General features: G+C 47.2%; 19 protein-coding genes. 2 read left to right on the top strand and 17 right to left on the bottom strand.

What is annotated here, in order from left to right:
• Nucleotides 1-22 precede the first annotated feature (22 nt).
• The 4 genes from NBH16_RS15235 to NBH16_RS15220 form a co-directional block, all read right to left on the bottom strand.
• Entirely contained in the window at nt 23-2,347 is a 2,325-nt protein-coding gene (locus NBH16_RS15235; RefSeq protein WP_250788832.1) for an ABC transporter permease, read from the bottom strand.
• 95 nt (nt 2,348-2,442) lie between these two features.
• Entirely contained in the window at nt 2,443-3,123 is a 681-nt protein-coding gene (locus NBH16_RS15230) for an ABC transporter ATP-binding protein (protein ID WP_005858035.1), read from the bottom strand.
• Between the two features lie 103 nt (nt 3,124-3,226).
• Nucleotides 3,227-3,478, bottom strand: coding sequence for an RNA polymerase sigma factor (locus tag NBH16_RS23565; RefSeq protein ID WP_005866389.1), 252 nt, complete (start codon nt 3,476-3,478; stop codon nt 3,227-3,229).
• A 225-nt stretch (nt 3,479-3,703) separates the two neighbouring features.
• On the bottom strand, nt 3,704-4,585 hold the full coding sequence (locus NBH16_RS15220) for a hydroxypyruvate isomerase family protein (protein WP_009017162.1): 882 nt from the start codon (nt 4,583-4,585) through the stop codon (nt 3,704-3,706).
• A gap of 113 nt (nt 4,586-4,698) precedes the next feature.
• Here NBH16_RS15220 and NBH16_RS15215 point away from each other — a divergent pair, with 113 nt between their 5' ends.
• Nucleotides 4,699-5,361, top strand: coding sequence for a DUF2490 domain-containing protein (locus NBH16_RS15215; protein ID WP_011966546.1), 663 nt, complete (start codon nt 4,699-4,701; stop codon nt 5,359-5,361).
• Nucleotides 5,362-5,422: 61 nt separating this feature from the next.
• Entirely contained in the window at nt 5,423-6,103 is a 681-nt protein-coding gene (locus tag NBH16_RS15210) for a queuosine precursor transporter (RefSeq protein ID WP_005858047.1), read from the top strand.
• 25 nt (nt 6,104-6,128) lie between these two features.
• Here NBH16_RS15210 and NBH16_RS15205 read toward each other — a convergent pair whose 3' ends face one another.
• The 13 genes from NBH16_RS15205 to NBH16_RS15145 all read right to left on the bottom strand — a co-directional run bounded on the left by NBH16_RS15205 (nt 6,129) and on the right by NBH16_RS15145 (nt 22,260).
• Complete coding sequence (locus NBH16_RS15205; protein WP_005858049.1) at nt 6,129-6,743, bottom strand: HAD family hydrolase; 615 nt, start codon at nt 6,741-6,743, stop codon at nt 6,129-6,131.
• Nucleotide 6,744: 1 nt separating this feature from the next.
• A complete protein-coding gene (locus NBH16_RS15200; RefSeq protein ID WP_121772514.1) occupies nt 6,745-8,082 on the bottom strand; it encodes an ABC transporter substrate-binding protein in 1,338 nt (445 codons plus the stop codon).
• A 6-nt stretch (nt 8,083-8,088) separates the two neighbouring features.
• Nucleotides 8,089-8,877 carry an ABC transporter permease gene (locus NBH16_RS15195; RefSeq protein ID WP_005858053.1) on the bottom strand — a complete coding sequence of 263 codons (789 nt, stop codon included), beginning with the start codon at nt 8,875-8,877 and terminating at the stop codon, nt 8,089-8,091.
• Nucleotides 8,877-9,674: an ABC transporter permease gene (locus tag NBH16_RS15190; RefSeq protein ID WP_005858055.1), complete on the bottom strand. Its 798-nt coding sequence runs from the start codon at nt 9,672-9,674 to the stop codon at nt 8,877-8,879. Before NBH16_RS15190 ends, NBH16_RS15195 begins: the two co-directional genes overlap by 1 nt.
• A gap of 12 nt (nt 9,675-9,686) precedes the next feature.
• Complete coding sequence (locus NBH16_RS15185) at nt 9,687-11,075, bottom strand: polyamine ABC transporter ATP-binding protein (RefSeq protein WP_121956415.1); 1,389 nt, start codon at nt 11,073-11,075, stop codon at nt 9,687-9,689.
• 356 nt (nt 11,076-11,431) lie between these two features.
• Nucleotides 11,432-14,875, bottom strand: coding sequence for an alpha-L-rhamnosidase (locus NBH16_RS15180; RefSeq protein WP_250788831.1), 3,444 nt, complete (start codon nt 14,873-14,875; stop codon nt 11,432-11,434).
• 94 nt (nt 14,876-14,969) lie between these two features.
• Nucleotides 14,970-16,370 (bottom strand): class II fumarate hydratase, encoded by a 1,401-nt coding sequence (gene fumC, locus NBH16_RS15175; protein ID WP_250788830.1) that lies wholly within the window; start codon nt 16,368-16,370, stop codon nt 14,970-14,972.
• A gap of 151 nt (nt 16,371-16,521) precedes the next feature.
• Nucleotides 16,522-17,454 carry a glycosyltransferase family 2 protein gene (locus NBH16_RS15170; protein ID WP_250788829.1) on the bottom strand — a complete coding sequence of 311 codons (933 nt, stop codon included), beginning with the start codon at nt 17,452-17,454 and terminating at the stop codon, nt 16,522-16,524.
• A gap of 5 nt (nt 17,455-17,459) precedes the next feature.
• Nucleotides 17,460-17,840: a GtrA family protein gene (locus NBH16_RS15165; protein ID WP_005858065.1), complete on the bottom strand. Its 381-nt coding sequence runs from the start codon at nt 17,838-17,840 to the stop codon at nt 17,460-17,462.
• Nucleotides 17,827-18,576 carry a hypothetical protein gene (locus NBH16_RS15160; protein WP_005866375.1) on the bottom strand — a complete coding sequence of 250 codons (750 nt, stop codon included), beginning with the start codon at nt 18,574-18,576 and terminating at the stop codon, nt 17,827-17,829. The genes NBH16_RS15165 and NBH16_RS15160 overlap by 14 nt, the downstream gene beginning before the upstream one ends.
• Nucleotides 18,577-18,665: 89 nt before the next feature.
• Nucleotides 18,666-19,667, bottom strand: coding sequence for a GRP family sugar transporter (locus NBH16_RS15155; RefSeq protein WP_005866373.1), 1,002 nt, complete (start codon nt 19,665-19,667; stop codon nt 18,666-18,668).
• A 7-nt stretch (nt 19,668-19,674) separates the two neighbouring features.
• Nucleotides 19,675-20,691: a nucleoside hydrolase gene (locus tag NBH16_RS15150; protein WP_005866371.1), complete on the bottom strand. Its 1,017-nt coding sequence runs from the start codon at nt 20,689-20,691 to the stop codon at nt 19,675-19,677.
• 12 nt (nt 20,692-20,703) lie between these two features.
• A complete protein-coding gene (locus tag NBH16_RS15145) occupies nt 20,704-22,260 on the bottom strand; it encodes an ADP-ribosylglycohydrolase family protein (protein WP_211737383.1) in 1,557 nt (518 codons plus the stop codon).
• Nucleotides 22,261-22,271 lie beyond the last annotated feature (11 nt).

Genomic DNA, 22,271 nt, shown 5'->3' with positions numbered 1-22,271 from the left:
TAATTTTATATTACCTGTTATATTATTCGTTCTTAATGCTACGGACCGGATTCTCATTGGCGATATTCCAAGATTTCAGGATCACGCATCCCCAAATGATCGCTAGAACCAGTAGAGCCGTAGATATGAAAATAAAAACAGTCAGCGGTATCTTATCCGCGAATTGCCTCAACCAGCTCTCTCCCACGACTCGTGAGGCTATCACTCCTAAAAGGATAGCCGGGAAAGCCGTGATCAAAACATCCTTAGATAAAAGACGTAAAATATTCGGGGCCGTCGCTCCATTCACCTTGCGAATCGCTATCTCCTTGCTCCTACGGTGCATCTCGTCCGTAATATATCCGAATAATCCCATTAAGGTGATCAGCAAGATAGCGATCGAGGCAACAAAGACGCCGTCACGGAAATGACGGGTTCCCTCATACTGAGACTCTATGATCGTTTTCAGCACCGTAAAACCGACATCCTCATTCGGAAATAGTTCCGCGATCTTATCATTCATTTCCCGTAAATATTCCGGAGTTAGCTCGGAGACACGAACCGTAAAGTTACAATAACTCATCCGGTCACAACCAAACATGATGACCGGTAACTGGGGAGTGAAGAAGGAATTCACCATGAAATCACGGGTTACACCCACTATTTTTCCTTTTAAATTACCCTCATCATCATAAATATATTTACCGATCGCAGCATCCGTCCACCCACGTTTACTCACGAATGACTCATTCACTAAAATATCCCCGTCACCTTTTAGTGGTTGCCCCTCAAGCAAGGGGATTTTCATCAGAGAGAGATAATCGGCATCATAGTTTACCTGTCGGGCCGTGAACAGCCAGTTTTTCTCATTATCCAGAATAGGGAAACCACCATAACCACTTAGAATGTCCATTGACGAAAGCCCCGTAGCCGTGACATAAGGTAACTTCTTGAACTCGGCGGTAAGTTTGGCCGCTTTCTGATCATCCATATTATTCAAGGGGGCATACACTATATTTTCCGGATCATATCCTAAATCATTATTCATTAGCCGATCATATTGCAATAACACGATCACCAATAATGTAATGACAAACGCAATTCCCCCAAACTGGATAAAGAGCAAACTCCGCTTCCATCCCTGCTTACCCGAAGTAGATACCCGGAATACTTGGGTAACCGGGATAACGCTGAACAAACGGGCCGGTAGCAAGGCGGACAAAATGAATATAGCCAAGATCATGATCGCAGGAAGCCATATAGTCTGCGCATTCAATAAAGTGCCCAAAGTAGGAACAGCCGCCATATCCGCAACATATTCCCGGAAAGCGAATAAAAGCAATGCCATACATACAAGAGCCACTACAAATAAAGCCGCCGTCTCAAACAAGAACATATTGAAAATGTCCTTGCTGGAAGCTCCATTACATTTGTGTACTCCTACGGATCTCGCCCGGATCGGCAGAGAAGATACCGAGTTCAAGATATAATTCATCGCCGCCACGAATAACAAAGCGAAAGCCAGTACGCTCATGATCACCACCATCCGCTTCACCTCGGTACTTTGCGTATATATCTCCGAGACCGGCTTGATATAAAGCTCCATATCAAAACCTTGTTTCCTCTCTCTTTCTACATCTATATATTTAGGCAATAAAGCCGGTATTTTCTGATTGATTTGTTCCGGGAACACACCCGGTTTCAGGCGGATATAGCCCAGATAACTATCGTCGGCACCCCAACCGGCATAGGCACCGAACTGGGTTTTCATATTAATGAAAGAAGCGACAGCGTCAAAACGTAAATGACTATTTTCCGGTATGTCACGGAATATCCCGGCCACCGTATAAGGATAGTTTTTTCCGTACAGCAGTTGTTTCCCGATCGGATCTTCCTTGCCAAATATACGTTCAGCCATTTTTTCCGATAAGAAAACTTGATCTTCGATTCCCAACAAACGGTCATCCCCTCTTAGCACCTTGATTCCCATCGTACGGAAAAAGAGGGAATCCGCCATCATCAAACGGGGCTTGAACCGATCCTCACCATGATACAATACGGCTCCGTATCTTCTCCGGCAAACCGTCGCATACTGTATCTCGGGGAACTCTTGCCGCAAAGCCTCCGGGATCGGGGCAAATAGGATACGAGACCCATCTTCCTCTCCCGTTTTATCATCATTGTATCGCACATGCACGCTATACAAATCTTCCACTTGGTCAAAGAATGTATCGAAGCTCAATTCAAAAGCGACCCTAGCGAACAGGATTAATCCCACTCCAAGTCCTAGTGTCAAGGACAGAACCTTGATCACATTTCCCCCTCGGCCTCGAAGTAAATAACGGATTGTATAATATAGCTGTCTCATCGATTTGTATTTAAGTTAAATTGAAAGCTAACCGACCTTCACAGGCCAATTAGCTTATAAAAAACTCTTGTGTGTATGTGTTTATGTCATGTTGACTAAATAAATTCACTAACGGAAGAAACAACGCTACCGTCGAATAAATTGATCACACGGTGGGCGAAACCCGCATCGTGCTTGGAGTGCGTCACCATTACGATTGTCGTTCCCTCCTTATTCAGCTCGGTGAGCAGCTGCATAACCTCGGCACCGTTCTTGGAATCCAAGTTACCCGTTGGCTCATCGGCCAAGATTATCTTCGGGTTGGAAACTACCGCACGAGCGATCGCCACACGCTGCTGCTGACCTCCGGAGAGTTGCTGAGGGAAGTGAGCCGCACGGTGGCTGATATTCATCCGCTTCAAGATATCCGTTACCATCTGCTTACGCTCCGACGCCTTGATCTTTAGATAAGTCAACGGCAGCTCCACGTTCTCAAAAACGTTCAACTCGTCTATCAAGTTGAAGCTCTGGAACACGAAACCGATGTTTCCCTTACGGACCTGCGTACGCTCTTTCTCTTTCAAATGTCCTACCTCTTGGTCGCCCAAGTAATAATTTCCCTCGGAAGGATTATCCAGCAAACCCAGAATATTCAACAACGTAGACTTACCGCAACCGGAAGGTCCCATGACAGCGACGAACTCGCCATCTTTTACCTCCAAAGAAACCTTATTCAACGCAATTGTCTCAACCTCTTCCGTACGGAAAAACTTACTTAAACCTTCGATCTTAATCATGACTGTATTTGTTTTAATTGTTATCTAACTATTTAATTTACCATATCTAATTCAAATAGTGTGCCAAACTAACTAAATATTTAATTCTCAAACAAGTACTATTTTACTTTCCAAAACAGACTGTCCAATTATTTGACAGTGGTGTACAAAATTTAGACACTACTATCCAATATCTCGACATAAAAAAATAGTCTAAATTATAATAGTCTAACTCGCCACGCATATACCATAGTTTCAAAAAGACTTCCTGCATGATATCCTCGGCATCCTCCGGGTTATCAAGCAGCCTTCTCGCGTAAAGGAATAGTTTCTCCCGCAAAGGCAATATCTCTTTTTTAAACTGTTCTTGTTCCATTCTATCTTAATGACAATCGAGAAAAGAAAACGTAACATGGCTGGAGAAAATAAATTCAAGGTCTTTGTCATTCTAGTATTATAGTCGTGCCACCCTTATGGCACGATAATGCCACGGCGATGGCACGATGATGCCATAGCGATGGCACAACGATGCCACGCTAGTGGCACAGCCGTGCCACTATAACGGCACTGGCTTGGCACTGTAAGTTATTACTAAATAGCCCTATACATCACAGATACGGATACACTTCTCCAAGGAAGCGATCTTGTCTTCTTGGGCGGGGACGAACTCCTGCCCAACGAAGCCTTTATAGCCTGTCTCCATAAGAGCCTTGATGATAGCCGGATAATAAAGTTCCTGCGTCTCGTCGATCTCGGCACGGCCCGGACTTCCACCGGTATGTACGTGCGAGAAATAAGGATGGTATTTCCGGATATTCTCGATGATATTCCCCTCCATGATCTGCATATGATAAATATCATATAGTAACTTAAAATTAGGGGAACCGATACGGCGACAAAGCTCCGCACCCCAAACCGTATGATCGCACAGATAATCCTTATGACCGACACTGTTCAAAAGCTCCATGGTCAAGACGACCTTGTGTTTCTCCGCTAACGGGATAAGGCGCTTCAACCCCTTCTCGCAGTTCTCCCAGCCTTGCAAGTCCGTTACGCCATTACGTCTGCCGGAGAAGCAAATCAAGTTTGTCAATCCAGCGTCCGCCACCATCGGGATCACCTTCTCATAACTGGCGACCAACTCGTCATGCAAGGCCGGATCATTGAAACCTCGATCTATTCCAAGCCCGGCCCCTTGCGCCATCGCCACCGTCAGGCCATGTTTTTGTACGATCGGCCAATCTACCGGGTCCAGCAACTCAACGGATTCAATCCCTATATGCTTGCAGATCTCACAGAACTCATCCAGCTTATAATCGCCGAAACACCATTTACTTACGGAGTGGCGGACATTTCCTTTCAAGGGTTCCTTCACGTCTGTTTTCTTTTTCGCGGCGGCTGCCGCCTCGATACCTGTAGTCGCCAAAGCCACGCCTCCAGCTAAAAATGTCTTGATAGCCGTTCTTCTTGATATGTTTTCCATGTATTCGAATTTGATAGTTAATAGGAGACAAATATAAGAAAAATCGGATATAATATCCTGAGGCGTTGGTATTACATCCAAAAACACTACTTTTGCATCGGAAGTCACTCTACATGAAAAACACATCATATACAAAACGATCTATTTATCTGATCCTATTCTTTATAATAGGATGCACTTCATCCCTATACGGAATGGAAGGCGCAGGTGTGTATTTCAAGGCGAGCCTATGCGGAAAAATCTATAAGCATTTTTCCTTTCTTGTAGAAGAGGACATCCGTCCGAGAGATGACTTTAAGGAAGCGGAATGGTTCCTCACCACCGTTGAGGTAAACTACAAGTTTAATAAATATCTTCTGGCAGGAAGCGGATATATGTCTCTAGCACGATACAAGGCATCCGACGAGTTACGAAACCGATATTATCTCTACGCTACGGGGACTTATTCGGCCGGACGTTTTACCCTCTCTGTCCGGGAACGTTTTCAAAGTACCTATAAGGTTCACGCCGAACATCCCAAGAATTATCTGCGTTCGATGCTGACCCTCTCCTATAAGATCCGCAAGAGTGGTTTCTGTCCTTTTGCCTACACCGAGGTCTTCAATGATACGCGAAATAAGATGCGGTCCGATAAGATCCGTTTCTCCACAGGAAGTAATTACCAACTAAACCCGAACAATAACCTCCAACTCTATTATCGCTACCATATATTTAATGTAGACGATCCCGTGAATTACCGCCATGCGATCGGTATCTGCTATACCCATCGTTTTTAATAAGAATTTTCGTACCTTCGCGTCCCGAGTGCTTGATAAACCTCGTTAAAAACAAGAAGACATGCAAAAAACAGTTACAGTACCTTTCATGCTGCTAGGTATACTTTTTAATATATGCCTTGTAGCGTCCAATCTTTTAGAGACAAAAGTAGTGCAAGTAGGCGGTATAACGGCTACCGCAGGTTTGATCGTATTCCCGATCTCGTATATCATCAATGATTGTATAGCGGAAGTGTGGGGATTCAAGAAGGCACGGCTAATTATCTGGAGTGGCTTCGCCTCTAATTTCCTAGTGATCGCTTTCGCGCAATTGGCGGTATTATTACCGGCCGCCCCTTTCTGGGAGGGGGAGGAAGGTTTCAATTTCGTCTTCGGGATGGCCCCACGTATAGCGGTCGCCAGCTTGATAGCGTTTTTGGCCGGTTCTTTCCTGAACGCCTATGTGATGAGCAAAATGAAAATCGCCTCCAACGGAAAGAATTTCTCGTTACGAGCGATCGTATCTACCCTTATCGGTGAGAGCGCCGATTCCCTGATCTTTTTCCCGATCGCCTTCGCCGGATTGATCCCGGCCGGAGAATTGCTTATCATGATCGGGACGCAGGCGGTACTTAAATCCTTGTACGAGGTTATCATCCTTCCCGTCACCATCCGTGTCGTAAAGTACATCAAGAAAGTAGACGGGAATGATGTGTATGATCTTGGTACCTCGTATAATATCCTAAAGGTTAAAGACATTTAGGCCGGGACCAAACAATGACCGGCCTTCATTTGAATAGATGCGACCAATCCTCCCTTTGCTGCGGCATATAGGACTTCATTCCCAATAATTCAGCCGCCCGGCAATTCACGGAAGCGTCATCAATCAGCATAGTCTCCTCGGCTAAAAGATTCGAGTCCTTCAGTACGTACTCAAAAATATCCGCGTTCGGCTTCAGCATATGCAATTCGTAAGAGAGGTAAATCTTATGGAAGAAATCTTGGGCACAAAGACCTTGATAAGAGAAATAGGTATCTTCGGACCATTTCCAATGAAGCTCGTTCGTATTGCTCAGAAGCATCGTATTATAGCGTTCACGAAGCTCCAATAGCAAACGCAACTTATTTTCCGGGACGTCTCCCAACATGGCGATCCATGCCGTGTCGATTTGTTCGTCCGTCAGGGGCTTTCCCGATAAGGCACGAATATCATCGCGAAACTGTTCCACCGAAATCGTTCCCAACTCTAATCGCTCAAACAAGTCCTTATGTTGATAGTTATTCGTGATCTGTTCCCGGATATTCTCCACGCCCAGATTCTCGAAAGCCTCGATACAACGGTTGCGAGTCAGGTTAATAAGCACACCGCCCAAGTCTATAATCAAGTTCTTTATGCCTTCCATATCATTTCTTTTTATACCAGCTACGACGTCTGCGATGTCGTCTTTTCTGTTGATAACGATTGATCCGCTTGTAAACGACCCAGACAAACAACAAGCCGAAAACAGCGAATATCAATATAACAATCCAAGAGTTAAGATTGTCACCTTTTACCCGGCTCCACATTTCCAGAACCACCTCCGTCTCGTTCCCGAAATCACGGATCATGGCACAACGTTCCACGACCTTCCGGTCCGGATATTGAGCCGGGTCTATCTGGATACGCTCCGCTCCCGGTCCGAAGAAATAACTTACGTCCGAGAACTCGGTCAGCGTCGTATCGATCTTTTCCGCCAATATTTCCGGGGTAGCCACGGTGCTGACATATCCGGTCACTTCCATATTACGGCTGACGATGTCCGGACGGCATAGATAGTCCATAAAATAACTGGCGGCCTTCACGTTGCGAGCGTATTTAGGGATCGCCCAACCATCGTACCAGATATTACTACCCTCCAAAGGAACCTCATACCCCAGATCTACGCCTACGGCACTCGCCTCTTCCATGGCCCAGACCGCGTCGCCGCTCCAAGTGAAATTCAGCCACGCCTTTCCTTTCGTCATCATCTCCTTACCGAAATCGGCCTCCCAACCGGCGATATTCGGTTTCATTTTCTTTAAGTATTCCTCGGCGATAGCGATCATTTCCGGGGAGCTATCGTTCATCAATTGCTCCACCGTGATCGTACCATTCGCCAATTCCCTCGCATGGGCGTATATGATAGCGGTTCCATAAGCGTCACGATAACTATCCTTCATCAAGATCTTATTCCTGAAACGAGGGTCCCAAAGGCATTTCCACGACATTACCTCGTCCCTCGAGACATCGGCTTTATTATACAACAGGCCGGCGGTTCCCCACATATAAGGAACCACGTAGTCGGTAGTCTTACGGCCCGGCTGACTTAACTTATTCAGTTCCTCTTGGATATAGGGAGAGACATTGTCGATATAATCCGGTGTCTTCCCGAAATTACGGTCGATCGGTAGCAAGAGATTTTTCCGCAGCATGCGCTCAAGGATATACTCCGAAGGGCAAATCAAGTCGAAATCCTCATGTCCCCGCTCGATCTTGGTCAACATGATCTCGTTGATATCAAAGACCTGATAGATAATCCGGACTTCCTCACCCGTCTGTTCCTTATACCATTTCGGGAAATCCGTCAGGACGTCCTCGTCGATATAATCTCCCCAGTTATAAATCTTCAAGATCTTGCTTCTCTCCTCGTCCGAGCGCCCGCAAGAAGTGAACAGCCCCATAAGCAGGGCCAAAACAGACAGAATCGATATAAATTTCTTCATTTTCATTTACGCTCGCTTCGCTTTCTCAGCACGTTTATTTATAACAATCAACAATACTAACACGGTTACGAATATAATCGTTGAGAGGGGACGCAGTTCCGGGGTCAAACCTCCTTTCCGGGCATCCGCGTAGATAAAGGTGGAAAGGGTTTCCAAGCCCTCATTACCAATTGTAAATATGGTCACGGCGAAATCGTCGATAGATAGCGTGAAGGCAAGGATAAAGCCACTGATCATACCCGGACGGATTTCCGGGAAGATCACCTTCCGCAAGGCCTGAAACGGAGTCGCCCCCAAATCCAACGCCGCCTCGTAGATATTCTGGTTCATTTGTTTCAAGCGGGGCATGACGCTTAATACCACATACGGCGTACAGAACGTGATATGCGCCAGCACGACCGTCGTCAAACCTTGAGAGATCCCTAAGCTGACAAACAACAGGAACAAGGAAATACCGGTAATGATATCCGGATTCAACATCGGGATGTTATTGACAAAACTCACGGCATTGCGGGCCCTTGCCTTCAAATTAAAGATCCCGATAGCGGCTACGCTCCCCAACAAGGTAGATACCGTAGCGGCTATCATGGCGATAGCGAACGTATTCCAAAGTGCGCTGACCAACGAATGTTGTACGTTGCCGGCAAAAAGAGAGCTATATAATTTCGTGGAGAACCCGGTCCAGTTACCCAGTACTTTCGCCTCCGTAAACGAGAAGATCATGATAATCAAGATTGGCGAGTAGAGCAATAATAACAAAGCCCATAGATATCCCTTAGCTAAATATTTCACCATCAGATAAGCCCTCCCTCATTCGCCGAATCACTGCTCTCATTGCTGAACAATCCCGTGATTCCGATTAATAACAACATGATAAGAGAAAGCGCCGCCCCGTAGTTCCACATACCGTTATTGATATTCTCCTGTATGGTCGTACCGAAGAGCTTGATATTGTTCATCGTCAACAACTCGGCGATGGCAAACGTAGAGATGGTCGGCATAAACACCATCATGATACCGCTCATCACTCCCGGCATCGATAGTGGGAATACGGCCTTGATAAATACCTGCGACGGATTCGCCCCCAAGTCTTGCGCCGCCTCTATCAAGCTGTGATCCATTTTCTGGAGTGTATTATAAATCGGGTAGATCATAAAGGGCAGGAAGTTGTACACCATACCAAAGATCAAGGCCCCCTCTCCCAGCGGGAAATTCAAGAAATCGAACAAAGCCACGGTAGCCAACGTACGGATCAAGATATTGACCCACATCGGAAGGATAAACAAAACGACCATCGTACGGGAAGTATTAAATCGGGCTTGGCTCAATATCCAAGCGGCCGGATATCCCAGCAGCAGACAAAGAATGGTCGTTATCAAAGCGATCCCGACTGAATACACGAAGGTGTTTATCGCCTCGGGATGGATCATAAACTTACGGAAATTGGCGAAGGTAAACATCCCTTCGTCATTCGTAAAGGCGTAATACACGATCAAGAGGAGCGGTATCACGACAAAGATGGCCAAGAACAGGACATAAGGAATGGTCCAGTTCCTTCGTCTCATAAAAAATGCAGAAAACGTATTGATCACTTCCTTCCCTTTTTAAGCATGAATAATTCGAATTTTATCCGGGGCGATCGTTATGCCGACATGGTCTCCATCATCCCATACATCGTTGGTATCGACAAAGATGTCCTCGTCCCAATCCGTAAACACGGTCAGATGATAATGGTTGCCTTTGTAGAGGATAAATTTCACCTCTCCGGTCAGGCGACCGTCTTCCTCGTTATCCTCCAAGATCACATCTTTAAAATCGATCTCGACTTTCACAGGCGTATTTGGCTCTATATCGGTTACCTCCTTGCATTCGAACGTACAGCCTAGGAATTCCACATGCGTAGCGTCGATGAGCTTTCCCTCGAAGGTATTGCAAATACGCTCTTTCTTCATTACATGGATATCGAAAGGCTTGATAAGAAGCCCGACCTCGCTACCCGCCTCGAACGGGTGGTAATCCTGTACCATGAACTCGTATCCGTTCGGGGTTTGCACCATCATCTCATAATGCACGCCCTTAAAGATGGAGGAGGTTACCGTACCCGTCAGCATCGCCGCCTCCGACGGCTCGAAGATGTAAATATCCTCAGGGCGCAACACGACATCTACCGGCATTTGCTCCCCGAATCCCTCATCCACGCACTCGAACTCATGACCGGCGAAAGAGACTTGCTTATCCTTGATCATCGTTCCGTTCAAGATGTTACTCTCACCGATGAAATCAGCGACGAACGAATTGACCGGCTCGTTATAAATATCGATCGGGGTACCGATTTGCTGGATCTTTCCCTCGCTCATGACAACGATCGTGTCGCTAAGCGTCAGCGCTTCCTCTTGGTCGTGGGTCACGTACACGAACGTAATGCCTAAGGACTTATGCATCTCTTTCAATTCCATTTGCATGTCCTTGCGCATCTTCAAGTCCAAGGCCGCCAACGGCTCATCCAGCAATAACACCTCCGGCTCATTCACGATAGCGCGAGCGATCGCCACACGTTGCTGCTGGCCACCGGAAAGGGAATCGACATCCCGATCCTCATAGTCTGTCAACCCTACCATTTTCAACGCCTGTTTCACTTTCTTCTCGATCGTGGCGGAAGGAAGTTTCTTCAGCTTCAGGCCAAAGGCGATATTATTGTACACATTCAGATGTGGAAATAAAGCATATTTCTGGAATACCGTATTTACGGGACGTTTATGCGGCGGCGTCTGCGTAATCTCCTTCCCGGACATCGTGATAACGCCCTCGGAGGCCGTCTGGAAGCCGGCTATCAAACGCAACAGGGTAGTCTTTCCGCAACCGGAAGGCCCCAAAATGGTTACAAACTCGCCCTTGCGGACCTGTAAATTTACATCATTCAGCACGGCCTTCTCGCCAAAATACTTCGATACGTGCTCCACGCTGATAATGCGATCCGATTTTCGTATTGACATTCTCGCTTGATCTAATTAGAATTAAACAATCATGAACAATGTTCTTATTTATTTTTGCGCGAATGTACAGATTTTAAAAAGGCCGGGCACTATCGTTTTTACAAAATCTGACCTTACACCGGGTGAGAAGCGTCGCATTTCTCCAAGATTCGACCGCGCACCCGATGTAAGCCCCGTATTTCTCCAAGATTCGACCACGCGCCCGGCGCGAGGTCCAATATTTCTCCAAGATTCGACCGCACACCCGACGCAAGCCCCGTATTTTTCCAAGATTCGACCGCGCACCCGGCGCGAGGTCCCGCATTTCTCCAAGATTCGACCGCACACCCGACGCGGGCGGGATATTTGGGAAATATTCAATCCACGTATATCCGGTAGCTCCCCGATCCCAATCGGTACACAGCCTTCCCATCCTTCAATCCCACGGGCGTGATCCCCTCCTGCCCTTTCTCCATACGAACGGACTTCTCCGATTTGGCGGGCAGATATAAGGTAGCCGTCGTATTAGCGGGAATGGTTGCCTCGTATATATAGCCCTTCTTTTGGATTTGCCATCCACTCTCGATACGGCCATAGGCGGAATCGTAATGACCCCGGATGAACGAGAAGGTTCCGCCGATACGGGGTTGAAGGATGATGTGCTTATAGGCGGGTTGTTCCTCATCCCGCTGGATACCCAAGGTATAAGCTATCATCCACTCCTCGATAGCGCCATACGAATAATGGTTGAAAGAGTTCATATCCACAGGGCCGAAGCCATTTACCAACGTGTAGGAATTCCAACGTTCCCAAATCGTGGTAGCGCCTTGCAGGACAGGGTATAGCCATGAAGGATAGGCGGTTTGCTCAAACAGCTTATAGGCGACATCGTCATAACCATTGTCGGATAATACCAAATTCAGGTAAGGCGTACCGATAAAGCCAGTGGTAAGCGTATAATTATGTTTCTTGATATTCTCTACCAGATGCCGGATCGCCAAGGGTTTGTTTTTCTCATTGAACAGATCGAACTGGAGAGGAACCACGTATGAGGTCTGCGTATCCACGATCTTCGCCTCGGTAGCCGCCGTTCCGGGCCACATACCTACTTGCGAGTCCTTACCAAAGATAGATTCCACCGTCGGGGCGAACGTGCGTCCTTCCTCGTTTACAAACAGGTCGTTAAAAGACCTCTTCACGTTCTCGTAGAAAGTACGGAAACGCCTTTGGTCCGCGTCCTTCCCTAAACGTTTCGCTACCTGCTCCATAATCAAAGCGTCGTAGGCGGAGTAAGCGGTGTTCGTCAACATGGAATTCGTCGGCTCGATAGCCAGCCAATCGCCGAAACCACCGAAGGGCTGTACATAGCGTACGGCACGACGCTCCAAATAATCCATATAAGCGACCATGGAAGCGTAATGCTGCTCCAGAATACGCACGTCTCCGTATTGTTGATACATTTGCCACGGTACGATCACGCCGGCTTCCATCCATCCCATGGCACCTCCGCCATCCTCCGCGCCGTGAGGCGGGAAACCGACTACGGGTATATAGTTCGCGTAACTACCGTCATCTCCTTGATTATCCCGGACCGAGTAGAGCCAACGGGTGTAAAACGGATCGACATTCATATTATAAGTAGCCGTACGGGCAAATACCTGCGCATCCCCTGTCCAGCCCATACGCTCATCCCGTTGCGGACAATCGGTCGGAACCGACAGGAAATTACCCCGTTGGCCCCAAATGATGTTATTAAACAAACGGTTGACACGCTCGTCCGACGTCTCATAACCGCTCGTCCGCGCACCGATAGATTCCAGCACGATCCCTTTCACCGCCTCCAAGGGTAACGGCTTGTCCAACCCGTGAATCTCCACGTAACGGAAACCATGGAACGTAAAGCGAGGCTCATACGTCTCACCCGCCGCATCCCCTCTCAGGATATAACGATCTGTGGAAAGGGCGCTCCGGTAATTATCCGTATAGACTTGCCCTTTCTTCTCCTTATACATCGCGATCGTGTACGGGGCGACAGGTTCGGTAGGGATCGTTTCCGGATAATTCATCTCCCCGAAACGGATCGTGATTTCCTGTCCGGCCTTTCCCTTGAAAGTCAGACGGGGAACACCGACCATATTCTGCCCCATATCATAGACATAGACGCCGGGAATAGGCTCTACCATGGACTGAGCGGTCAGGGTCACATTATTTTGTATCGGGCTGCCTACATATCCTTGGATCTCCACATTTACCGGAGGGGCGGCGAATAAGGTCGCCGGTTTCCATGACGAGTCATCAAAACCCGGAGCATCCCAGCCGTTCACCTCTTTCCGAGCATCGTATTCCTCTCCATTCTGAAGGCCGTTAAAAGTGATCGGTCCCCGGTCATAACATTTCCAGCTATCATTCGTAACGATCGTCTCACGAGTACCGTCGGCATACTCGATCACGATCTTTCCCAATAAGGACTGGCGGGTTCCGTATTGATCCTGCCAACCGGTAAGGAAACCGCTATGCTCGCTCCACCATCCGGCGCCCAACATCGCCCCGATACCATTATCGCCTGGTCGTAGCAAATCCGTTATATCATACGTATTATACATGATACGGTAACGGTAATCCGTCCAACCCGGATTCAGATAATCCTTTCCAACCTTCCGCCCGTTCACCGAGAACTCGTAGACACCCCTAGCGGTAGCATATAAACGGGCGCTCTTGACCGTTTTCTCTATCTTTATCGCTTTCCGGAGCATGGGAGCGGATACGTTCTCGCCCGGATACCAGACATTGAGCTTTCCCTCCCCTTTCTCCACATAAGTCTCGGCAGGATTGTACAGAAGCGTATTCCACGTATCCTCGCTGATACGCAAGTTGGAGAATGTAGCGGTCTGCCCTTTAGGTTGCAGGAAACCGATCGCGTACAAGCGGCAATGATAAACCAACTCTCCATCCGGATAAGGATACACGGTGAAAGCCCCTTCCTTGCCTCCCCAGAAATCACCACGGCTCTTCCGGTCTTTCTCCTCGGGAGTCAAAGAGGAATTCACCAAGGTCTTTCCATCGATCTCTATATCCACGAAATATTTCAAGGCATATTGGGCCGTCGTCACCTTCAACCGGATATGATGCACCTTATGCTTATCCGAGGCTGGGATGATAGAGGCCAGACTTTCCGCCGCATCTTGCGTCGTTTTTCCATCTGTGGCATGACGTAAAATGAAACGGGCGTCCCCCGAACCATTCAAGTCCAGTTCAGCAGACACATAATTATCAGCGTCCCTCGACCCAAAGACAAATACGGCTTTATCATTACCCTCGGCAACCCGCACATCATAGTCGATCACATAATGCGAGCGATATTTGGAGAGTTGTGTCTCCGACGAGCCGATCCAACGGGCGCCACTCCATCCGGAACCCAGAAGACCGGTCTCGAACCACGCAGGCTCGGTGGAGGTAATTTCCGTTCCCGATTCATCCCATACGGAAACTTTCCAATAATAGCGAGTGGAAGGTTGCAATGCTTTTCCTTGATAAACTACGCCGACCGATTCCCCGGAAAGAACCTTTCCCGAATCATAGATATAACACCCGGCAGCCAATTGCTCCGGACTATCGGCCACCCATAACCGATAAGCCTGCCCACAGGCCCCATAGCGATCGGACTCCATCTGCCAGTTAAAACGTGGCTGACTGACATCAATTCCCAGTGGATTGGTTTGATACTCAACCTGTAGGTTCTTCAATACGGTAACCGCACCCAGAGGTAGCCATCCGGCCAGCAACCCTAAGATTATAGACAAAATACATCGTGTGCTCTTCATAATACAAAGAATTAAAATGATAACGGTACAAAAATATCCATTATCATCTTAACTCTTTGTTTCATTTTTGGGAGAAGATGTAGCAGTTTTGACACTACTCAATCTCTCCTACCATCTTGGACGGGTCTACCCAACGATCAAACTCCTCGGCGGTCACATAACCGGACTCGATAGCCGCCTCCCGCAAAGTCTTATTTTCTTGATAGGCTTTCTGGGCGATAGCGGCGGCCTTGTAATATCCTATTTTCGGATTCAAGGCGGTAACCAGCATTAAGGAGCTATCCAGATGGCGTTTGATGTTTTCGTTCACCGGGGTAATGCCTTTTACGCAACGTTCGCTGAAATTCAGGCAACCGTCACCGATCAAGCGGGCGCTTTGCAAGAAGTTCGAGATAATAACCGGCTTAAATACGTTCAACTCGAACTGCCCGTTGGAGCCGGCTATCGAGATTGTCACGTCGTTACCCATTACTTGAGCGGCGAGCATCGTCAATGACTCGCATTGCGTAGGATTCACCTTTCCCGGCATGATGGAGGAACCCGGCTCGTTCTCCGGCAAATGGATCTCACCGATACCGGCACGAGGACCTGAGCCCAACATTCGTATATCGTTCGCGATCTTCATTAAGCTGACCGCTACGGATTTCAAGGCTCCATGCGCCTCAACCAAGGCATCATGGGTAGCTAGGACCTCGAATTTATTCGGAGCGGTTACAAAAGGAAGCCCAGTCAACTCTGATATCTTCTTAGCGACACACTCGTCATAATTGACTGGGGCGTTAATACCAGTCCCAACCGCCGTACCTCCTAAAGCCAACTCGGAGATATGCGACAGGGAATCCTTTACTTTCCGTATACCATATTCCAATTGAGCCGCATAGCCACTGAACTCTTGCCCCAATGTCAATGGAGTGGCATCCATAAAATGAGTCCTCCCGATCTTCACGATCTTCATGAACTCCTCACTTTTTAGCGCCAACGCACGATACAGACTCTCCAATCCCGGTATCGTCACCTCCGCAGTCACCTTATAGGCGGCAATATGCATAGCGGAAGGAAACGTATCATTGGAGGATTGCGATTTATTCACGTCATCGTTCGGAAGCAGCACTTTCTCCTTATCCGTTAGCTTTCCTCCGGTCAGCACATGCGCCCGGTTGGCGATCACCTCATTGACATTCATATTCGTCTGGGTCCCGCTCCCCGTTTGCCATACGATCAAGGGGAAGGAGTCATTTAATTTACCCGCCAAGATCTCGTCGCATACCTTACCGATCAACTCGCATTTCTCCGGAGACAAGACGCCGGCGTCTTTATTAGCCAAAGCCGCTCCTTTTTTCAAGTAAGCGAACGCCTCTATCACCTCTTTGGGCATCCGGCTAATATCGGTGGCGATCTTGAAATTATTCACGCTCCGTTGTGTTTGCGGCCCATAATAAACGTCCACCGGCACTTCCACCTCACCTAAGGTATCTTTCTCTATTCTATACTTCATGACACATAAGTTTTATTAATCTCTTCTATGTATAAACTATCCGGATATCGAATTGTTTATGTTACATATCACAAGTATATCATGAAAAGACATTTATCATGGAACAGAATTCAGATCATAGAAAAACGGCTTATTTCGCCTCCGATGTTTTTTAATAGTTTTTCTTCTCGTCAATAATGTATTCGGGACGGGCCTTGATCTCGTCAAAGAGGATACCGACATATTGCCCTAACACGCCGACCGTCAATAACTGTACACCTCCAAAGAAGATAATGGAAGTCATGATAGAAGTCCAGCCAACCTCGGCGTTACTAAAACCATAGATCTTGCCCAACGTGAACCAAACCGCCAAGATTATACCGACCAATACGGATATAAACCCGAGACTCATCGCCAAACGCAACGGCTTCTTCGAGAAATAAAGCATTGCCGTCGACGCGAATTTCAGCATCTTACTAATCGGATATTTCGTCTCGCCGGCGATACGCGCCTCACGCTCATAATAAAACGGCACTTGGTGGAAGCCCACCCAGCTTATCAAGCCACGGATATATTTTCCCCGTTCCTTAAAACGGTCGAACTCATTCATCACCTTCCGGTCCACTAAACGGAAATCTCCTGTATCCAGCGGGAAATGGACCTCGCTCATATAATTCATCACCCGGTAAAAAGCCTTGGAGGTGAACAGCTTGAAAAGACTCTCCCCTTCCCGTGACTTACGGACGCAATAAACCACGTTGGCATCCTCTCTCTCCTGCACTTCCAGCAGATCCGGAATCAATTCCGGCGGATCCTGCATATCGGCGTCGATGATAATCGCCAAATCAGCGTCACAGTTATTGATACCCGCCGTTACCGCCGGTTGATGACCGAAATTCCGGGAGAAGTGAATCACCTTCACATGAGGATCGGTAGCGGCTATATGATCCAACAAAGAACGTGTCTTATCCTGACTGCCATCATTTATATAGATAATCTCCGTAGGGTTCGGCAACTTTACCAAGACCTCTTTCGTACGCCGATACGATTCCTCGATCACGGCTTCCTCGTTATAACACGGGACTATAACCGCTAACTTCTTCATGCCTTTTAAGCTTTAAAGGTATAAAACTTATTTACTAAAAAATTAATCACCGTATAGAAAGCCATTCCAATCAAGTGGTTGTAGTAATGATCGATCGTAAGTCGGGAATTCAAGATCAGTACCAATCCGTACTGTAAGGCATAACAAATAATGAAAGCGATCGTGAACCGAACCGCCCCTTTCGTCCATCCGGTGGAACTTCCCTTGAAAGTCCATTGCTTGTTCCAGATGAAACTGTTTAATATGCCTGCCACATATCCCGTTAAGTTAGATAAACCTTCCCGGCATCCGAAGAGTTTCATCATCACCCAGATAACAATCATCGTTATCAAGGTATTGCTCAACCCGACTACACCATACTTAATAGCTTGCTTAATCGTCTCCATTCTTACTTATAATCTCGGAAATCTCCTCGGGTGTCAATTCCTTGACATTCGTGATCGTGAAAACATTCGAGAGGAAATCGCCGTATTGGTTACATTCATTGATCACCCGGTCCAACGTGGCTTTTATATCCGTACGTACCGGGATCAAGAACACCAGCTCCACATACTGCTCACCGATCGTCAAACGCTCGATCTCGCAGTCCGTTTTCGGCAGATAATAAGCGAACTCCCGCTCGATTGTCTGCCGCTGATATTCTTGGAAAGGTTTCTTGCCTTTAGACGTCATCAAGACATAGAAACGCAGCTTCTCCCCTTTTCCTCCCAAGCCGGTCGAGATATAAATTTGTTTCTCGTCGGAGAAATCGGACTCTAAGGAGATACGAGACTCCATCAAAGCCATGTAGGCCCAATCTGTCACTTCCGGGTCCGGATGCTGGGTGTATTCCTCCAACAAGCGGTACGCACGGACGGATTTCGAGGTAGCCAATTGAGATAACAAATATCTCTTCTCGGTCTTGTCCGTGGTTTCCTCCGTCAACAAAGTGTTGTACAGGGTCTCGCACTCATCCTCCGATAAGGGACGGGGAGGCCGGTTTTCCTTCCGTACGTTTTCCGAGTATTTGAAATACTCCATCTGAAGTTCAACCGGCACACGCTGTTCTAGTATATGGAAATGTCCCTCCATCCTGCTGAAGGAATCACGGAACTTTTTGAATACATCACCTTCTTCTTTCATAGATCGTCTTTTTTCGTTATTAAACTCCCATAAACAAGAAACAAGAACAAAGGTAATGTTTTTTCCGAAATAAATAAAAATAACGTTATTTAAGCTCCCGCATAAATTAAGAACCCAAGTCCGATCACGAATAAAATAAACATCCCGACATTCAGACGATTGGAAATGGCTGGCGCTCCCTTGAACTCTTTCCAGATAAGGATGCCCCATAAAGCGGAGACTAGCGTGGCTCCTTGCCCCAATCCGTAAGATATAGCCGCTCCCGCTTTCTCTGACGCTATCATACTGAAAGATTGACCGATACACCAGATAACACCCCCCAATACACCCACGAGATGCGTACTCATATCTCCCTTAAAATAACCGGATATGGAGACAGGCTTACCTTCCACCGGATGTTTCATTGCCAATGTGTTAAATAAGAAATTACTAACAAATACTCCTATGGCAAAAACAAATACGGCGGTATAAGGCGTCAACTTCCCGGGTGCCGGAGAAGCGAAATTCTCCATATCCATGGAAGCGGCGACAAAACGATAGAAAAAGGCCATGATCACGCCGGCCACAACCGATATAAGGATCCCCTTCCCCGATACTTTCTTGGTACCGACCAAGGCTTTCTTATAAGCCAGGCCGTTCAAGATGATGGCGATCGTGATTAAGGCTACACCAATAAAGATATAAGTCGGTTCCCCCTTCGCCGCCCCGAAATAGTTAACCAATACGCCTAGCACCAAGGCCAATCCGATCCCTACTGGAAAAGCGACCGACAATCCGCAAATGGCGATCGCCGCAGACAACAAGATATTGGCAGCATTAAAAATAATACCGCCCAAAAAGGCACTCCCTAAACTAGCGAGATTCGCTTGCGCCAAATCCGGCAGGAAACTGCGTCCTTCCGTCCCGATGCTGCCCAAGGTAAAGCCGGAAATCAGAGAAAAGAGCAAGACACCAATCACGTAGTCCCAATAGAAGAACTCATATCTCCAAGTCTTGGAGGCTAATTTCTGCGTATTCCCCCACGATCCCCAACAAAGCATCGTAACGACACAGAATATGACAGCTAAAGAATAATCTTGTACGATATACATAAAAATACTATTTAATAGATGGTTGATGCATCATATAATTCTCTATCAAGGAAGCGACCTCCGTAGGCGGCATCTTCTCGATCAAACGAAGATCACGGCCATTGGGATTTGCCACCCAATTGTTAGTCCCCTCATCATCTACGACATGAAAGGTACCTCGCTCTACATCGAAATAAGGCTCATAACCTTTTATAGCGACCAATACCGCCGTATGATCCCAGCTCATGCGCCCTTCCGGGTCTCCCTCCGCGAAACAAAGGGCATACGCATCTTTTACAGGACTGTTCTCCACGTTCATTTGCACCAGTTTCTTTCCGGTCAAGATTACGTTCCCGATCTCAAAACCGCTAAAGACAATCTCTGTAGGCCATTCATCCGCTACGACTTTAGAGGCAGGGACATCGCAATACACATTAAATTCTTTTCCTTCCGGAAACAGGCCCGCCATAGAAACCAAACGTTTCACTTTCTTGGCGACTAATTCCTTTCCGGAGAGATCGCTATATTCATCAGCTCCCGATTGAAGCAAGTCCCTTAAATTAGAGAAGAAACCAATCGTACAAATAACAACGCTGGTATCCGGTTGTTCGCTCAAAATCTTACGGTACACCTTCAGAGCATCCGGAGCGTCGGAAGTCTTCGCCGTATGATGCGGATAGTTAGCGGGTAACTCGTCAGTCCACTTCGTTTTATGCCAAGTAGTCAAGGAGGCCCCCGGTTCGCTCTTTGGTGCCCCTACCGGTATGTCCGGACGGTTGAAATAAGTATTCAACACCTCAATGCAAGGTACCACCCGCTCATCATGGTTGGAGGAAAGAGTCGCAAGGATATTTACCTGACCGCTATCCGCCAAGGCATGCATCAAGGCCATAGCGCCCACATCATCATAGTCCGGACCTAAATCAGTATCTAGAATAAGATTTACCGGTTGAGGCTTATCGGTTTGAGGAATATTTTTCGACACATTTCCCTTACAGGAAATCAACAAGGCAAATAAGCCCATCAGAAACAATGATTTCTTCATAATCTTTATAATTTATTGGTGAACAATCTCTTTCGGAGCATCCGAGTAAATCAGTATCTCGCTGAAATGAACGGAGACATCATTACGTGGATTTAGCCATTTAAACGTAGCCGTATGTTTTCCCTTGGGCAGCTGATACTTCCAGAACAGGTCGTTCCTACGAGTCGTATAGGATGCCGGAAGGTTCGCCGTCTCAACCAGCTCCCCATCTAGGTACATCTCTACTTTCGCTACGTATTTATCATCTTTAGCGTTCACAAAGCCTTTGAATACGGCGCCTGTTCCCTCAAAAGGCAGTTCTCCTACATCGGGCAAATTCTTATTAACCGCCACTTTCTCTATCGGATACATACCCTCGAAAGCCTTCTCGTAACGAACGGCTACAGGTTGCTGGCATTTGATCGTCACCTCGTCACCTGAAACGGAACCGCCGTTGCGCTCTATCACTTGCAACGCTTGATCGAAGCCCATTTGGTAAGTCTTATTCAATGAGATGGTCGTATAGGCAAAATCCATATTCTCCACTTCTCTCAAGTTCTTCATCCAATAATCCGGTATATGGCTATAACCAAGGATTGTTCCTAAGATACCACCCGCGGAGGCTGGGTTGCAATCCGAGTCTTGTCCGCAACGGGTAGAGATATCCAATGTTTTATAGAAATCTCCCTCACCATAAAGCAAGCCGATAAGAATGTATGCGCTATTGATCACGGCATCGATATTGAACGGAACAAAAACACCATCCGGACAACCGATATCCGAGCTCCATTTCTTCTCACATTCAAACCAAGTGCGTTTCCAATCGTCCGGATATTCCTTATGCCAGCGGATCACATCGCTCATACATTTATAATAGATACTTTGCTCCGGTATCGTCTTCAATGCCTCGGTCACGATAAACTCGATATCATCCGAGATAAACGATAACGAATACATCGCCCCGACATACACACCGCCGTACCAACCATCTCCATAATTCATGATATGCCCGATCTTATCAGAAATCTCGGAAGCCGTATTCGGCATACCCGGCGACATCAGTCCGGCATAGTCCGCCTCGATCTGATAATCAAGATCATCCGCATGCGGGTTATTCAGCCAATGACCGGATGCCGGAGGCATGATCCCTTGTAAAATATTATAACGTGCCGACTGGTTAGCATGCCACAACGTATATCCTGCCGTAGCGAACGCCATGGCGAATGAGTCTACAGGAGCATCCAATCCCAACCGGTCAAAGACATCTACGAACGTAAGGTCCATATAAACATCATCGTACAATCCGGGAACATTCTCGTACCACCATTTGATATACCCGTCCGGCCATACGATCGGTACGTATTCCTGAATCATCGTTCCGTTATATTTGAACTCCGTCGGACCGCCATACGTACAGCCTATGGTTTGTCCGGCCCAACCTCCCTTAATCTTATCCATCAACTTTTCTTTACTAATCGTAAACTCAGCGGGAACCGTCGTTTGATCCTTTGCCGAGGGTTGTTGGGAACATGAGGTCGCCCCTATAAATAAAGAGGCAGCCGCTATCATCGCAAATACTGTTTGTTTCATAATATTAGATT

It is taken from the genome of Parabacteroides sp. Y3-G-102 (assembly GCF_023656845.1).
Lineage (GTDB): Bacteria > Bacteroidota > Bacteroidia > Bacteroidales > Tannerellaceae > Parabacteroides > Parabacteroides distasonis.
Note: the sequence above shows the minus strand (reverse complement) of the source record. Positions and strands in the feature narration are given on the sequence as shown.

Coding starts and splice junctions, on each gene's coding strand:
- NBH16_RS15235 (WP_250788832.1), bottom strand. CDS start 2,347: ATGAGACAGCTATATTATACAATCCGTTATTTACTTCGAGGCCGAGGG.
- NBH16_RS15230 (WP_005858035.1), bottom strand. CDS start 3,123: ATGATTAAGATCGAAGGTTTAAGTAAGTTTTTCCGTACGGAAGAGGTT.
- NBH16_RS23565 (WP_005866389.1), bottom strand. CDS start 3,478: ATGGAACAAGAACAGTTTAAAAAAGAGATATTGCCTTTGCGGGAGAAA.
- NBH16_RS15220 (WP_009017162.1), bottom strand. CDS start 4,585: ATGGAAAACATATCAAGAAGAACGGCTATCAAGACATTTTTAGCTGGA.
- NBH16_RS15215 (WP_011966546.1), top strand. CDS start 4,699: ATGAAAAACACATCATATACAAAACGATCTATTTATCTGATCCTATTC.
- NBH16_RS15210 (WP_005858047.1), top strand. CDS start 5,423: ATGCAAAAAACAGTTACAGTACCTTTCATGCTGCTAGGTATACTTTTT.
- NBH16_RS15205 (WP_005858049.1), bottom strand. CDS start 6,743: ATGGAAGGCATAAAGAACTTGATTATAGACTTGGGCGGTGTGCTTATT.
- NBH16_RS15200 (WP_121772514.1), bottom strand. CDS start 8,082: ATGAAGAAATTTATATCGATTCTGTCTGTTTTGGCCCTGCTTATGGGG.
- NBH16_RS15195 (WP_005858053.1), bottom strand. CDS start 8,877: ATGGTGAAATATTTAGCTAAGGGATATCTATGGGCTTTGTTATTATTG.
- NBH16_RS15185 (WP_121956415.1), bottom strand. CDS start 11,075: ATGTCAATACGAAAATCGGATCGCATTATCAGCGTGGAGCACGTATCG.
- NBH16_RS15180 (WP_250788831.1), bottom strand. CDS start 14,875: ATGAAGAGCACACGATGTATTTTGTCTATAATCTTAGGGTTGCTGGCC.
- fumC (WP_250788830.1), bottom strand. CDS start 16,370: ATGAAGTATAGAATAGAGAAAGATACCTTAGGTGAGGTGGAAGTGCCG.
- NBH16_RS15170 (WP_250788829.1), bottom strand. CDS start 17,454: ATGAAGAAGTTAGCGGTTATAGTCCCGTGTTATAACGAGGAAGCCGTG.
- NBH16_RS15165 (WP_005858065.1), bottom strand. CDS start 17,840: ATGGAGACGATTAAGCAAGCTATTAAGTATGGTGTAGTCGGGTTGAGC.
- NBH16_RS15160 (WP_005866375.1), bottom strand. CDS start 18,576: ATGAAAGAAGAAGGTGATGTATTCAAAAAGTTCCGTGATTCCTTCAGC.
- NBH16_RS15155 (WP_005866373.1), bottom strand. CDS start 19,667: ATGTATATCGTACAAGATTATTCTTTAGCTGTCATATTCTGTGTCGTT.
- NBH16_RS15150 (WP_005866371.1), bottom strand. CDS start 20,691: ATGAAGAAATCATTGTTTCTGATGGGCTTATTTGCCTTGTTGATTTCC.
- NBH16_RS15145 (WP_211737383.1), bottom strand. CDS start 22,260: ATGAAACAAACAGTATTTGCGATGATAGCGGCTGCCTCTTTATTTATA.